The sequence below is a fragment of the Agrobacterium sp. OT33 genome (genome assembly GCF_017313365.1).
GTDB lineage: Bacteria > Pseudomonadota > Alphaproteobacteria > Rhizobiales > Rhizobiaceae > Agrobacterium > Agrobacterium rhizogenes_A.
The window spans coordinates 13,072-27,442 of sequence record NZ_JAFLMZ010000006.1 but is presented as its reverse complement, the minus strand read 5'-3'; the positions used below and the strand labels follow the sequence as shown (position 1 = coordinate 27,442).

10 protein-coding genes are annotated in these 14,371 nt (G+C 61.9%); 9 read left to right on the top strand and 1 reads right to left on the bottom strand.

Annotated elements, in window-relative coordinates:
• The first annotated feature begins 21 nt into the window (after positions 1–21).
• The 9 genes from JZX88_RS15135 to JZX88_RS15095 all read left to right on the top strand — a co-directional run bounded on the left by JZX88_RS15135 (position 22) and on the right by JZX88_RS15095 (position 13,468).
• Positions 22–693, top strand: coding sequence for an LON peptidase substrate-binding domain-containing protein (locus tag JZX88_RS15135; RefSeq protein WP_174034657.1), 672 nt, complete (start codon positions 22–24; stop codon positions 691–693).
• 10 nt (positions 694–703) lie between these two features.
• Positions 704–892 (top strand): Trm112 family protein, encoded by a 189-nt coding sequence (locus JZX88_RS15130; RefSeq protein WP_065117419.1) that lies wholly within the window; start codon positions 704–706, stop codon positions 890–892.
• A 119-nt stretch (positions 893–1,011) separates the two neighbouring features.
• Positions 1,012–6,468, top strand: a complete 5,457-nt coding sequence (locus tag JZX88_RS15125; RefSeq protein WP_206914064.1) for an alpha-2-macroglobulin family protein — start codon at positions 1,012–1,014, stop codon at positions 6,466–6,468.
• Positions 6,465–8,543, top strand: coding sequence for a penicillin-binding protein 1C (pbpC, locus tag JZX88_RS15120; protein WP_206914063.1), 2,079 nt, complete (start codon positions 6,465–6,467; stop codon positions 8,541–8,543). Before JZX88_RS15125 ends, pbpC begins: the two co-directional genes overlap by 4 nt.
• 308 nt (positions 8,544–8,851) lie before the next feature.
• Entirely contained in the window at positions 8,852–9,058 is a 207-nt protein-coding gene (locus tag JZX88_RS15115; RefSeq protein ID WP_206914062.1) for a hypothetical protein, read from the top strand.
• Positions 9,058–9,984: a substrate-binding domain-containing protein gene (locus JZX88_RS15110; protein ID WP_206914245.1), complete on the top strand. Its 927-nt coding sequence runs from the start codon at positions 9,058–9,060 to the stop codon at positions 9,982–9,984. The genes JZX88_RS15115 and JZX88_RS15110 overlap by 1 nt, the downstream gene beginning before the upstream one ends.
• 86 nt (positions 9,985–10,070) lie before the next feature.
• Complete coding sequence (locus tag JZX88_RS15105) at positions 10,071–11,606, top strand: sugar ABC transporter ATP-binding protein (RefSeq protein WP_206914061.1); 1,536 nt, start codon at positions 10,071–10,073, stop codon at positions 11,604–11,606.
• Positions 11,607–11,641: 35 nt separating this feature from the next.
• Positions 11,642–12,655 carry an ABC transporter permease gene (locus JZX88_RS15100; RefSeq protein WP_174031813.1) on the top strand — a complete coding sequence of 338 codons (1,014 nt, stop codon included), beginning with the start codon at positions 11,642–11,644 and terminating at the stop codon, positions 12,653–12,655.
• Between the two features lie 57 nt (positions 12,656–12,712).
• Positions 12,713–13,468: a sulfite exporter TauE/SafE family protein gene (locus JZX88_RS15095; RefSeq protein ID WP_236774974.1), complete on the top strand. Its 756-nt coding sequence runs from the start codon at positions 12,713–12,715 to the stop codon at positions 13,466–13,468.
• Between the two features lie 10 nt (positions 13,469–13,478).
• Here JZX88_RS15095 and JZX88_RS15090 read toward each other — a convergent pair whose 3' ends face one another.
• A complete protein-coding gene (locus JZX88_RS15090) occupies positions 13,479–14,363 on the bottom strand; it encodes a MurR/RpiR family transcriptional regulator (RefSeq protein WP_080819437.1) in 885 nt (294 codons plus the stop codon).
• Positions 14,364–14,371 lie beyond the last annotated feature (8 nt).

Genomic DNA, 14,371 nt, shown 5'->3' with positions numbered 1-14,371 from the left:
GTGAACAGGGGGCTTGATCCCATGCACGTCGGAAATGCGAGATATATGAAGAACGACGACCTGCCGGAAACCGTGCCGGTCTTTCCCCTGCCGGGCGCGCTGCTCCTGCCGGAGGGCCATCTTCCGCTCAATATTTTCGAGCCGCGATATCTTGCCATGATCGACACGGCGCTGGCGGGCCACCGGCTCATCGGCATGGTGCAGCCGGCCCTTCACGTCATAGAGGCAGGGCTTGAGGGCGGACCTCTGAGCGCGGTCGGATGTCTCGGCCGCATTACCTCCTTTTCCGAAACCGGCGATGGCCGCTACATCATCTCGCTCACCGGGGTATGTCGTTTCCGCCTGCTGGAAGAGGTGGAGGCCGGCAAGCCCTATCGCAACTTCCGTCATGCGCCTTTCATCGCCGATCTCTCCGGTGAATATGATGAAGAAGCGGTGGACCGGGAAAACCTGCTGCGGGTTTTCCGGGCGTTTCTGGATGCCAACCAGCTGGAGGCCGATTGGGAAAGTGTGGAAAGGGCGGGCAACCGTGTTCTCGTCAATTCGCTTTCCATGATGTCTCCCTTCGGGCCGGCGGAAAAACAGGCGCTCCTGGAAGCGCCTGATCTGAAGACGCGGGCCGAAACATTGATCGCCATCACCGAGATCGTCCTTGCCCAAGGATCGGGTGAGGGCGGCAACGTGCTGCAATAGGATCGCCGCCATGGACGACAGGATGAGCAATGTCGATCCGAAGCTGCTGGAGCTGCTGGTCTGTCCCCTGACGAAGGGGCGCCTTTCCTATGACCGCGCCCGCAATGAACTCGTCTCCGAGAGCGCAAGGCTTGCCTATCCGATCCGTGACGGCGTGCCGATCATGCTGATTTCCGAAGCGCGCAAAATAGAAGACTAATCTTCCCGTCCGCCCGCCCGTATCGATTGTCATGTTGTGAATTGACGAAGATGCGTTGACAACCATGCGTGGATTTGACCAGAGTCCCGCCCGACATGTCTGTTGCGGGGAGAATACTGATGTCGTTGCGCGCGCTCGTCCGGATTTCGCTGGTTGCGGTCACAACCGCCCTCATTTTTCCGCCGGCCATGGCGGCGGAGCCATCCCGCAAGGTCGTTACCACCCAAAACGGCGATTATTTCGGCTTCGATCTTCGAACGGAGCAGAATGTCTCGCTGGAACAATGCGGCGAGATTTGCGTGGGCGATACCGCCTGCAAGGCCTTCACCTACAATCCCAAGGTGAAATGGTGCTTCCTCAAATCGGATTTCAATCAGCTGAATGCCTTCCCCGGCGCAGTTGCCGGCAAGATCGTCGAGGTGGCCACGGAAGCCGATATCGGCGCACCGCAGCGCCTGTCCTTCGTCACGGACAGCCTGCAGCAGGAAGCCCGCCGGCTGAAATCCGGCCTCGCGGCAAATGACGGTGAGGGCGGACAGGGCGTGGAAGCCCTCGTGCAGACGGCGCGGCAGCAGGCAGCCGCGGGCAATGTTCCCAATGCGGTCTCGACCTACAAGCAGGCCCTTGCGATCACACCTGATGACGGCGCTCTCTGGGCCGAACTGTCGGAAAAGGCGGCGCAGGTCACTGATAATTATTCGATTGCCGGGCAGGCGGCGTCCGCCGCCATCAACGCCTATCAGCTGAGCCGCACGGTCAGCGCCCGTACCGAGGCCCTGAACCGGCTGGCGAAGGCTTTCGAAAGAACCCAGAATTATCGCGCAGCGCTCAGTGCCTATAAGGAGAGCCTTGCGCTCACCGACAATGCGCAGACCAGGGCGGCTTATGTCGACCTGCGCGCGCGTCAGGGGTTCCGCATCATCAACAATACGGTGGATACGGATAGCGTCAGCCCGCGCGCCTGCGTGCAGTTTTCCGAACCGCTGGTGAAGAACGGCGTCGATTATTCCTCCTTCATCACGCTGGATGGGGCAGCGCCAAAGGCCATCGAGGCGAAGGGCAGCGAAATTTGTGTGGAAGGCCTGACTCATGGCCAGCGTTACAAGATCGCGTTTCGCGCCGGCCTGCCGTCTTCGGTGGACGAGCCGCTGGAAAAGCAGGTCGACCTCGACATTTACGTGCGCGACCGTGCCGCCACCGTGCGCTTCACGGGTGAGAATTTCGTCCTGCCGGGCACGGCGCGCCGCGGCATCCCCATTGTCTCTGTTAATGCCGACAAGGCCGATCTGAAGCTCTATCGCGTCGGTGACCGCAACATCACCTCGCTGCTCGCGAATTCGCAGTTTCTGACGCAGATGGACGGCTACAATGCCGACCGCATCGAAAACGAGATCGGCGAACTCGTCTGGCAAGGCTCGATCGATATCCAGCCCGACCTCAACAAGGATGTGGTGACGAGCTTCCCGGTGGATGAGGCCTTGCCGGAGCGCAAGCCCGGCATCTATGTGCTGACCGCCGTGCCGCCCGGCACCGCGCCGGAAACCTGGGACTCGCGCGCCACGCAATGGTTCCTGGTCTCCGATACCGGCATCACCACCTATGCCGGAACCGACGGGCTCAACGTCTTTGTCCGTGCACTCGGCAGCGCGAAGCCGCTCGCGGACGTGGATTTGCAACTGCTCGCCAAGAATAACGAGGTGCTTGGCACCGCAAAGACCGATGTGGACGGCCGCGCGGTATTTTCCGCCGGCCTGATGCGCGGCACCGCCGCGCAGGCACCGGCAATCCTGACGGCGCGCAACGGCGACAAGGACTATGTGTTCCTCGACATGACCCGCGCCGGCTTCGACCTCTCGGATCGTGGCGTGACGGGACGTGCAGCACCCGGTGCGATCGATGTGTTCAGCTGGACCGAGCGCGGTATCTACCGCGCCGGCGAGACCGTGCATGCCGCAGCGCTTGCCCGCGATGTCGATGGCAAGGCAATTGAGGATCTGCCGCTCACCTTCATCTTCTCGCGCCCTGACGGTGTCGAGGACCGGCGTTTCGTCAGCGACGGCAAGGCGCTGGGCGGCCATGCGGTTGATCTGCCGTTGCAGGCAAATGCCATGCGCGGCACCTGGACGCTGCGCATCCATACCGACCCGAAGACGGCTGCCATCAGCGAAAAGAGCTTCCTCGTCGATGATTTCGTGCCTGATCGCACCGAGTTCGATCTTTCCAGCAAGGCAAAACAGATCGACCCGGCTGCGGAAACGGCAATCGACGTCGATGGCCGTTATCTCTATGGCGCGCCCGCTGCCGGCCTGACGCTGGAAGGCGAGGTCGCCATCAAGCCGACGCGCACCAGCGCCAATTTCGAAGGTTATTTCTTTGGTCTGGCCGATGAGGAAAGCGAAGAGGAAAACCGCACCACGCTTGCCGATCTGCCGGTTCTGGACGAAGAGGGCAAGGCGAGCTTCAATGTCGATCTGACCGACCTGCCCTCCACCACGCAGCTTCTTTCCGCCAACATCACCGTGCGCATGCAGGAGGCGGGTGGGCGTGCCGTGGAGCGCTCGCTGACGCTGCCTATCAAGGCGGAAGCCTCTGTCATCGGCATCAAGCCGCAATTTTCGGGCGACCTCGCCCAGAATTCCGTCGGCCGTTTCCACATCATCGGCGTTGATGCCGATGGCGTGAAACAGGCGATGAGCGGCCTCAACTGGAAGCTCATCAAGGTCGAGCGCAACTATCAATGGTATCGTCAGGGCAATTCCTGGCGTTATGAGCCGGTGGAATATACCAAGCAGCAGGAAGCCGGCAGCTTGTCCGTCGATGCCAATGGCGGCGAGATTTCCGTGCCCGTCACCTGGGGCCGCTACCGGCTGGAAGTGGAGGGTGCCGGCAATGGCGCACCGGTTTCCAGCGTTGAATTCGATGCCGGTTTTTATGTCGAGGCAAGCTCGACCGAAACGCCGGATGCGCTGGAAATCGCGCTGGACAAACAGAGCTACAAGATCGGTGATACGGCAAAACTCAAGGTTTCCTCCCGTTTTGCCGGCGAGCTGATGATCACGTCCGGTTCCGAGAAGCTGATTTCCGTTCAGAATGTCGAGATCGGCGCGGATGGCGGCGAGATCGACATTCCGGTCACCGAAGAATGGGGTGCGGGCGCTTACGTCACGGCCACGCTGTTCCGGCCCGGCGATGCGCAGGAAAGCCGCATGCCGATGCGCGCCATCGGCATCAAATGGCTTGCCGTCGATCCGGCCGAGCGCAAGCTTGCCGTCACCCTCGGCGCGCCGCAGAAGACGCTGCCGCGGCAGCCGCTTGAAATTCCGATCACGGTTGCGGGCGCTGGTGTCGGCGAAAAGGCCTATGCCATCGTTGCGGCCGTGGATGTCGGCATCCTGAACCTCACCCGCTATGAGCCGCCGAAGCCGGATGAATGGTATTTCGGCCAGCGCCGGCTGGGGCTGGAAATCCGCGATCTCTATGGCCGCCTGATTGACGGTTCGCTTGGCGCCACCGGCCGCCTGCGCACGGGCGGTGACGGCGGCGGGGCGGCCCTTCAGGGCAGCCCGCCCACCGAAAAGCTGGTGGCCTTCTTTGCCGGTCCGGTCGAACTCGACGCTAACGGCAAGGCGACGGTGAGCTTCGATATTCCGCAGTTCAACGGTACTGCCCGCATCATGGCGGTGGCCTGGACGAAAACGGGTGTTGGCCACGCGGTTTCCGATGCCGTCATCCGCGATCCCGTCGTGGTCACGGCCAGCGCGCCGAAATTCCTCGCGCCCGGCGATGTCTCGCAATTGCGGCTCGATATCGCCAATACCGATGGCGAGGCCGGCGATTACCGGCTGGACGTGACAAGCAACACGGCCCTGACGGTCGATCAGGGCGAGATGTCGCAGACATTGGCGCTGCAAAAGGGCGGAAAGTCGTCGCTGACCGTTCCGCTGACGGGCGAACAGCCCGGCAATGGCGCAATCACCATCAAGGTTTCCAATACTGCCGGTGTCTCGCTGGAGCAGGTTCTGAATGTTCCGGTGCGCCCGGCCGTTCTGCCCGTCACAACGCGGCGCGAAATCAAGATTGCGCCCAATAGCAGCCTGACGATCAATGGCGATCTTCTGGCCGACAGCATGCTGCTCGGCTCCTCCGTCGCGGTTAATGTCACGCGCTCGCCCGCCTTTGATATTCCGGCGTTGGTGATGATGCTGGACAAATATCCTTACGGCTGCGCCGAGCAGACGACGAGCCGCGCTTTGCCGTTGCTCTACCTTTCGGAGCTGACGAAGGATAGTGGCATGGCCGAAGACCCCGATACCCGCAAGCGGGTGCAGGAGGCGATTTACCGGGTGCTGTCCTTCCAGTCCAGTTCCGGCAGTTTCGGCCTCTGGTCGCCGGGTTACGGCGATCTGTGGCTCGATGCCTATATCAGCGACTTCCTGACACGGGCACGCGAGCAGAATTACGATGTTCCCGAAGCGGCCATGGTGCAGGCGCTGAACAACCTGCAGAACGGTCTTTCCTATGACAGCAACGTCAAGGATCGTGGCAACGAGATCGCCTATTCGCTTTATGTGCTGGCGCGCAACCGCAAGGCGGCGATCAACGATCTGCGTTATTACGCCGATACGGCGCTTGCCGATTTCCCGACGCCGCTCGCCAAGGCGCAGGTTGCCGCCGCCCTTTCGCTTTATGGCGATCAGGCCCGTTCGAAGGCCGTGTTCGGCGCTTCGCTCGATATGGCAAGCCGTGCCACCAATGTCAGCTTCTCGCGCGCGGACTACGGCTCTGCGCTGCGCGATGGCGCGGCGACGCTGGCGCTTGCGGCCGAAAGCCGCCCGGTTCCGGCCGTCGTGCCGCAGCTTGCCGGTGCGGTGGCCAAGGAATGGGAAAAGAAGCCATACACCAGCACGCAGGAACAGGCCTGGATGCTGCTGGCCGCCCGTGCCGTCAAAGGCGAGGACAAGGATATTCGCCTCGACGTGAACGGCGACCTGCAGACCGGCGGTTTCGGCAAGCGGATGAGCGGCGATGAATTGCTGGCAGCTCCCTTGAAGATCGCCAATGCCTCGGCCGATCCGGTCACGGCTGTTGTCACCACGGTCGCGCCGCCGGCGCAACCGCTTGCGGCGGGCGGCGAAGGCTTCACCATCACTCGCACCTATTACTCCATGGATGGCGAGGAGGTGAACCCGAGCGAGGTCACGCAAAACGAGCGTTATGTCGCGGTGCTGAACGTGGTGCCGCAAAATAACTGGCAGTCGCGCATTCTCGTGACGGATCTCTTGCCCTCCGGTTTCGAAATCGACAATCCGAGCCTCGTCAATTCGGCAGCGCTTTCGAATTTCGACTGGTTGCCGGAAACGGAAGCGGCCCATACCGAATTCCGCTACGACCGCTTCGTGGCGGCCTTCGACCGCTCGGCCGGCGACAGTTCGGAGATCACGCTTGCCTATGTCGTCCGCGCCGTTACTCCGGGCACCTATGACCATCCGGCAGCCTCGGTTGAAGATATGTACCGGCCGCAATTTGCCGCCCGCACGGCAACCGGCCGCATGGAGGTGCGCTCGGCAACCCCATGAGGCGACGCAAGGCGATCATCGTCGGCATCGTGTCAGCCGCGCTGCTTCTCGGCGGCGCGGCCTTCGGTCTTGATGCACTGGACAAGGCCTATCCGCCGCCGCTGGAGGCTGCGCAGCAACGATCCTTCGAGGTGCTGGATCGCGACGGCAAGCTGTTGCGCGCCTTTGCGACAGCGGATGGCCGCTGGCGGCTGAAAACGACTGCAGCCGAGGTCGATCCGCAGTTCCTGCGCATGCTGGTCGCTTATGAGGACCAGCGGTTCTACGATCATCACGGGGTCGACCCATGGGCGCTTATGCGCTCCGCCTGGCAACTGGCCAGCAACGGCCGGATCGTCTCCGGCGCTTCGACTCTTTCCATGCAGGTGGCGCGGTTGATCGAGCCGCGTGCCGACCGCTCATTCTCGGCAAAATTGCTGCAGGCCATGCGGGCGCTCCAGATCGAAAGACGGCTCGACAAAGCTGATATCCTCGATCTCTATCTGAATATCGCGCCCTATGGCGGCAATCTCGAAGGCGTCAGGGCCGCAAGCCTCGCCTGGTTCGGCAAGGAACCGGGCCGGCTCGATACGGCGGAGGCGGCCCTGATGGTGGCGCTGCCGCAGCTGCCGGAGAAACGTCGTCCGGACCGTTTTCCGGAAGCGGCAAGGCAGGCGCGCGAGCGGGTGCTGCAACGGCTTGCCGTCGAACGCGTGGTGGGGGAAGGGGAAGCGGAGCGGGCGTCTCTTTCCGCCGTGCCCGCCAGCCGGCGCGACCTGCCGGCCTATGCGCCGCATATGGCCGTCGCCGCGCGGGCGAAATTTCCGAATACCACAGAGGCGCGCTCGACGCTGAAACTGCCGATCCAGCGGGAGCTCGAGGGGGTTGCCCGCCATGCGGCGGAAAAGCTAGGCGACAAGGTTTCCGTCGCGATCCTCATGGCCGACGCGCAGACCGGTGATATTCTGGCGGAGGTCGGCTCGGCGGATTATCTCGACACGGCAAGGCGTGGTTTCGTCGAGATGAGCCGGGCGGTGCGCTCGCCGGGCTCCACCCTGAAGCCGTTCATCTATGGCCTTGCCTTTGAAGACGGTCTTGTCGGGCAGGAAACCATCATCGAGGATCGCCCGGCGGATTTTTCCGGTTATCGGCCGCGCAATTTCGATATGCATTATCAGGGCGATGTGAGCATCCGGCAGGCCCTGCAACTGTCGCTCAACGTACCCGCCGTCAAGCTGCTGGATGCCGTCAGCCCATCGGCGCTGATGGTGCGGTTCCGGCGGGCGGGCGTCCGGCTGGTGCTGCCGTCAAGCGAGGCGCCCGGACTTGCCATTGCGCTTGGCGGCGCGGGTATTTCGCTTGTTGATCTGGTGCAGCTTTATGCCGGGCTAACCGGCAGCGGTGATCCCGTGCGGTTGGGCGACGGCGTCCGCTCAGTCCCTGAGCGCCTTGCCGGTGACCGGCTGTTTTCCGATGCCGCGATCTGGAATGTCTCCGACATACTCTCCGGCGTGCTGCCGCCGCTCGGTATGAAACAGCGTGGCATCGCCTACAAGACAGGCACGAGTTACGGCTACCGCGATGCCTGGTCGGTGGGTTATGACGGGCGGCACGTGATCGGCGTCTGGGTCGGCCGGGCTGATAATGGCGCGGTGCCGGGCATTGCCGGTTACGCGACAGCGGCCCCGATCCTGTTCGAGGCCTTCGCAAAATCCGGTGTGGCAATCACGCCGATGCCCGGCGCACCCTCCGGTGTGGCGCGCGTTGCCGTCACCGACCTTCCCGCCAACCAGCGGCGTTTCACCATGACCGCAAGCGGCCTGCTTTCGGCCTCGAGACGCGAAAGCGCCCCGCGTATCGTTTATCCGCCGGAAGGAGCAAGGGTTGAGCTTTCCGGCCAGTCGGGCATTTCACCGCTGGTGCTGAAGCTGCAAGGCGGGCGTGCTCCCTTCCGCTGGCTCGCGAATGGCATGCCTCTGCCCGACGCTTCCCATCGCCGCAACAGCGAGTGGCGACCCGAGGGGCAAGGGTTTTCCACCCTCACGGTGATCGATGCCGACGGCCGCGCCTCGAGCGTGCGGATTTTCATCGAGTGAGATTTCGCGGCCCGACGGTGCCGCTTTCAACTGCCGTTCCCCAAAAACGATATTGAGCATATCCAGGAAAAGTGGCTCCCGGGTTTCCCTCCGGAAATGCGACAACGCTCCAGTCACGCGGTGCGGTCGGCGAAGCCGCGGCATCCGGGCCAGGCGCTCTCCCCAATCATCTTCCGGTGGATGATGCCCCCGTGGCCCACGAGTGAGATTTTGGAAATTTTATTGCCGTATAGAAATTCTGCAATTTTTGTTGCGAATCCTGTTCCATCCCGCTATGTTGAAACTGCGCCCGGAAAATACCCGGTCGCATGGGAGAGACGGGCGCAGCACTAAAGCTGCGCGCAAACAGTGCTGCCGTTTCGACTGATCGACAGGATATGACTTCGCTTGAGGCGGATTTTGCTGCTGCATCCGTCACCGGCGAAGCCATGCCTGGAGACGGCCGGGAGGCGTCGGTTTGGGTGATCGCACACATTCGTCACGTGCGGGAAAAAGAGGAGGAGAAAATCTCGTGATCAAAAAAATCGTAATCACAACCGCATTCTGCGCCCTGATGGCCAGCGCTGCCCATGCCGAGAAGATCGGCGTGGCAATGTCGCTTTTCGACGACAATTATCTCACCGTATTGCGTCACAACATTCAGCGCCATGCCAAGGACCTCGGCGTCGAAGTCCAGATGGAAGATGCGCAGGGCGATATCGCCCGCCAGCAGTCGCAGATCGAAAACTTCGTGGCGGCTGGCGTTGATGGCATCATCACCATGCTGGTGGATGCGGATTCCGGCAGGGCGATGTCGAAGATCGCCGATCAGGCGGGTATTCCACTGGTCTTCGTGAACATGCTGCCGGCCAATATGGAAAAATTCCCGGAAAAGCAGGCATGGGTCGGTTCCAATGAGGAGCAGGCCGGCGAATTGCAGGCGACCGAGGTTTGCAAGCTTGCCAGCGGCAAGGGCGATGCGGTCATTCTTATGGGGCAACTCGGCACCACCGGCCAGCGCGGCCGCACCGCGGCGGCCGAACGTGTCCTCAAAAGCGATGCCTGCAAGGACATCAAGTTACTGGACGCGCAGACCGCGAACTGGATGCGCACCCCAGCCATGGACCTGATGACGAACTGGATCACATCCGGCATGAAGCCGACCATCGTGCTTGGAAACAATGACGAGATGGCGCTCGGCGCGATCCAGGCGCTGAAATCCTCCGGCGTCGGCATGAAAGATGTCATCGTCGCCGGTGTTGACGCAACGCAGGATGCGCTGGCGGCGATGGAAGCGGGCGACCTTGACGTCACCGTCTACCAGTCCGCCAAGGGTCAGGGCGAAGGATCGCTCGACACCGTCCTTAAAATCGCGCGTGGCGAAAAATTCGAGCACAAGGTCGATGTGCCCTTTGAACTCGTCACCCCCGCCAATGTCGCTCAATACAAGTCCAACAACTGATTTGTGGCCGGCGACCGGGCATTGCCTTGGTCGCCGGCATAGCAAATCACGGCCCGGCCACTGGCCGGATAAAGGACGGGTGAGATATGATTTCCACAACCACCTTAGAGGCGATCGAACGCTTCAAGCAGGCCGCCGGCCCCTACCTTCTCGAAATCGAGGGGGTGCGCAAGGAATTTCCGGGTGTCGTTGCGCTGGATGATGTGCAGTTTCGGCTGCGCCCCGGTTCCGTGCACGCGCTGATGGGCGAAAATGGCGCTGGCAAGTCGACGCTCATGAAGATCATCGCCGGTATTTACAGCCCGGATGCCGGCACCGTCAGGCTGCGGGGAGAGGATGTCCGCCTCAAAAGTCCGCGGGATGCGCTGGAGCGCGGCATCGCCATGATCCATCAGGAGCTGGCGCTGATGGACTGGATGAGCGTGGCGGAGAACATCTGGATCCGCCGCGAGCCGAAAAACCGTCTCGGCCTCATAGACCATGCGAAAATGCTGGCGGAGACGCAGGCGCTGTTTAACCAGCTGAAGATCAATATCGATCCGGGGGCGGAGGTCAGCACGCTGACGGTGGCGCAGCGGCAGATGGTCGAAATCGCCAAGGCCGTCAGTTACCAGTCCAGCGTGCTCATCATGGATGAGCCGACATCGGCGCTCACGGAGTCCGAGGTCGCGCATCTTTTCGATATCATCCGCGATCTGCGGTCACGTAATATCGGCATCGTCTACATCACCCACAAGATGAACGAGCTGTTCGAGATCGCCGACGAGTTTTCGGTGTTCCGCGACGGGCGATATGTCGGAACCCATGCGAGCACCGATGTCACGCGCGACGACATCATAAAAATGATGGTCGGACGCGAGATCACCAACATGTTTCCCAAGCAGGAGGCATCGATCGGCGACGTGGTTCTCGAGGTCCGCGATCTCGGCTTGTCCGGCGTTTTCCGCGGTATTTCCTTCGATCTGCATCGTGGTGAAATCCTCGGCGTGGCGGGGCTGGTGGGATCCGGCCGTTCCAACGTCGCCGAAGCGATTTTCGGAGTGGTGCCGGCGAGCGAAGGGACCATCCGCATCAACGGCGCCCCGGTCACGATCCACTCGCCGGCGGATGCGATGCGCAGGGGCATGGCGCTGCTGACGGAAGACCGCAAGGCAACCGGCTGTTTTCTGCCGCTTTCGATCCTCGAAAACATGCAGATCGCGGCCCTCCAGAATGGTCATGCGGCGATGGGTTATGTCGATGAGCGCGGTTTGACGGTGCTGTGCAACGACATGAAGAAGGCGCTGCGCATCAAGACGCCCGATCTCGACGAGCGGATCGAAAACCTGTCCGGCGGCAACCAGCAGAAGGTGCTGATCGCCCGCTGGCTTCTGACGAAACCGGCAATCCTCATTCTCGACGAGCCGACGCGCGGCATCGATGTCGGCGCCAAGGCGGAAATCCATCGCCTGATTTCCAGTCTGGCGAAGGAAGGTGTCGCCGTCATCATGATCTCGTCGGAACTGCCGGAGGTTCTCGGCATGTCCGACCGGATTGTCGTGATGCATGAGGGGCATATGACCGGGATTCTCGATCGCGCCGAAGCGGACCAAGTCAAAATCATGGAACTGGCGGCCCGCTGAGGCTGCGACGGCGGCAATGCCGGGGAGGAAAAATCATGGATAGCGTACAGACCGAACCGGTCGAACGGAAAAGGCGCAAGCTGCCGCAGGAACTGAATATTCTGACCGTGCTGATCGGCGTCGCACTTGTATTTGAGTTGCTCGGCTGGTTCGTGCAGGGGCAGAGCTTTCTCGGCAGTCCGCAGCGCCTGACGATCATGATCCTGCAGGTCTCCGTCGTCGGCATCATCGCCGTCGGGGTCACCCAGGTCATCATCACCGGCGGCATTGACCTCAGTTCGGGCTCGGTAGTGGCGATGACGGCCATGATCGCCATGAGTTTTGCGCAAAGCAGCGATTTCGCCCGGGCGATCTATCCGGCGCTCACCGATATGCCCGTGGTGGTGCCGCTGGCCGTCGGCCTCGGTCTCGGCCTGATTGCCGGCATCGTTAACGGCATGCTCATCGCGGTGACGGGAATACCGCCCTTCATCGCCACACTCGGCATGATGGTGACCGCACGCGGCATCGCCAAGTGGTATACGAAGGGGCAGCCGATCTCCTTCCCGACGGAGAGCTTCGCATCGATCGGCTCGGGCGCATGGCCTGTCGTCATCTTCCTGCTCGTCGCCGTCACCTTCCACATTGCCCTGCGTTATACGCGTTATGGCAAGTTCACCTATGCGATCGGCGCGAACATGCAGGCGGCCCGGGTGTCCGGCATCAATGTCCAGATGCATCTGGTCAAGGTCTATGCCATTGCCGGCCTGCTCGCGGGCCTCGCCGGCATCGTCACCGCCGCCCGTGCGGAAACGGCGCAGGCCGGCATGGGCATGATGTATGAACTCGACGCCATCGCCGCGGCGGTCATCGGCGGCACATCCCTCTCTGGTGGGCGGGGGCGCATTTTCGGCACCGTTATCGGCACGGTGATTCTGGGGTTGATGATGTCGGGCTTCACATTCCTGCGTGTGGATGCTTACTATCAGGAGATCGTCAAGGGACTGATCATCGTCAGCGCGGTCGTTGCTGATGTCTACCGTCAAAAAGCCCGGCTCAGGAAGGGCTGATATTCATGCGCGCGGTGCCCCGGCAGGGGTGCCGGCGGCAATGCCGAGGAGATGCACTTGAACCTTTTCAACTCTCCTCTGGAACTGGGCGTCACCGTGCTCGCCGTCGTGCTGGTCGGGCTTTCCAAGGGCGGGCTCGGCGGCATGAGCCTGCTTGGCGTGCCACTGATGGCGCTGGTGATGTCGCCGGTCACGGCCGCCGCCATCCTGCTGCCCATTCTGGTGGTCATGGACATGGTCGGCGTGGCGGCCTGGCGCAAATGGGTTGACTGGCGGATCATGCGCCAGCTTCTGCCGGCAGCCGTTCTCGGCATCGGGCTTGGATGGATGACCGCCGAGATCACCTCGGATGCCGTGGTGCGCCTGATTGTCGGCCTTGTCTCGGCCGTGTTCGTGCTGCGCGTCGTGCTTTCAAGGGGCGTTCTGGTGACGGTTGCGAAGGAGCGGCCGATGGCGGGGCGGTTCTGGAGCCTGCTTGCGGGTTACACCAGTTTCGTCGCCCATGCGGGTTCGCCGCCGCTGCAGGTCTATCTGCTGCCGCTTCGCATGGACCCCAAGGTTTTCACCGGCACCAATGTTATGTTCTTCGCCATCACCAATGTGCTGAAACTCGTGCCCTATGCGGCTCTCGGTGGTTTCGGCGCGCAAAATCTCGGCCGCGCCGCCCTGATGGTGCCGCTGGCTATCGTCTCCACATGGCTTGGGGCCTGGACGGTGCGCCACATGCGCGCCTCGATCTTTTATCCGCTGACCTATGTGTCCGTGGCGCTGGTGGCGGTGAAGCTTATCTGGGACGGCGTGACAGGGCTTTGAGTGTGGGTGCCTAGAGGCCGGTCACCGTCGGAATGCGCGGCGCGGTCTCGTTCTTCTGAACCCGCGCGGCAACGGCGACGGCCAGAGCCTGCGCAAGACACATCGGCGCTGCCAGAGACCGGGAAAAGCTGTAATCATGCTCGGGGACCGAAAACAGGACCTTTGCCGATTTTGCCAGCGGCGACAGGGTGCTGTCGGAAATCGCTACGGTCGGCACACCGATCTTTTCCGCCTCCTCGACGATATTCACCACTTCCGTCGCGTAAAATCGGAACGACACCGCGATCAGCACGTCACCGGTCTTCATCGTCCGCGCCATATGGGTGGCGAGGCCGCCGCCGGGATCGAGAAGGATACATTGCTTGCCGAGCATGGTGAGGATGTAACGCAGCAGTTCCGCCACCGGTGCGGAGCGCAGCTGGCCGACGAGATAGACTGTACCGGCGGCCTCGATCAGATCGGCGGCGGTGCCGAGCTGCTCGGCGCTGATGCGTTCGAGCAGATCCTGTAGCGAGGCGATATCCCTGACGACAAGATCGTGAAGGAAACCATATTCCGAACGGTCCTCGCGGCTTTGCAATTCATCGTCGAGCGCGCGCACGCGTGCCTCGAAACCTGGAGCCGCCGTCGCCAGCCGTTTCTGGAACAGCGCCTGGAGTTCCTTGAAACCCTTGTAGCCGAGCGACTGCGCAAACCGCACGAAGCTGGAGGCGTGGATGTTGTGCCGCTCTGCAATGGTATTGACCGAATGCACGGCGACTTCATTGGGGTTCTGCGTCAGATAGACGGAAATCCGCTGATAGGTCTTGCTCATCTGATCATGACGATCATGGATGAGGCGGATCAGTTCTTCGTAATCTTTCGGAGGATCGACGGGCTGCGGTTGTTGCTTCATGGCATGAT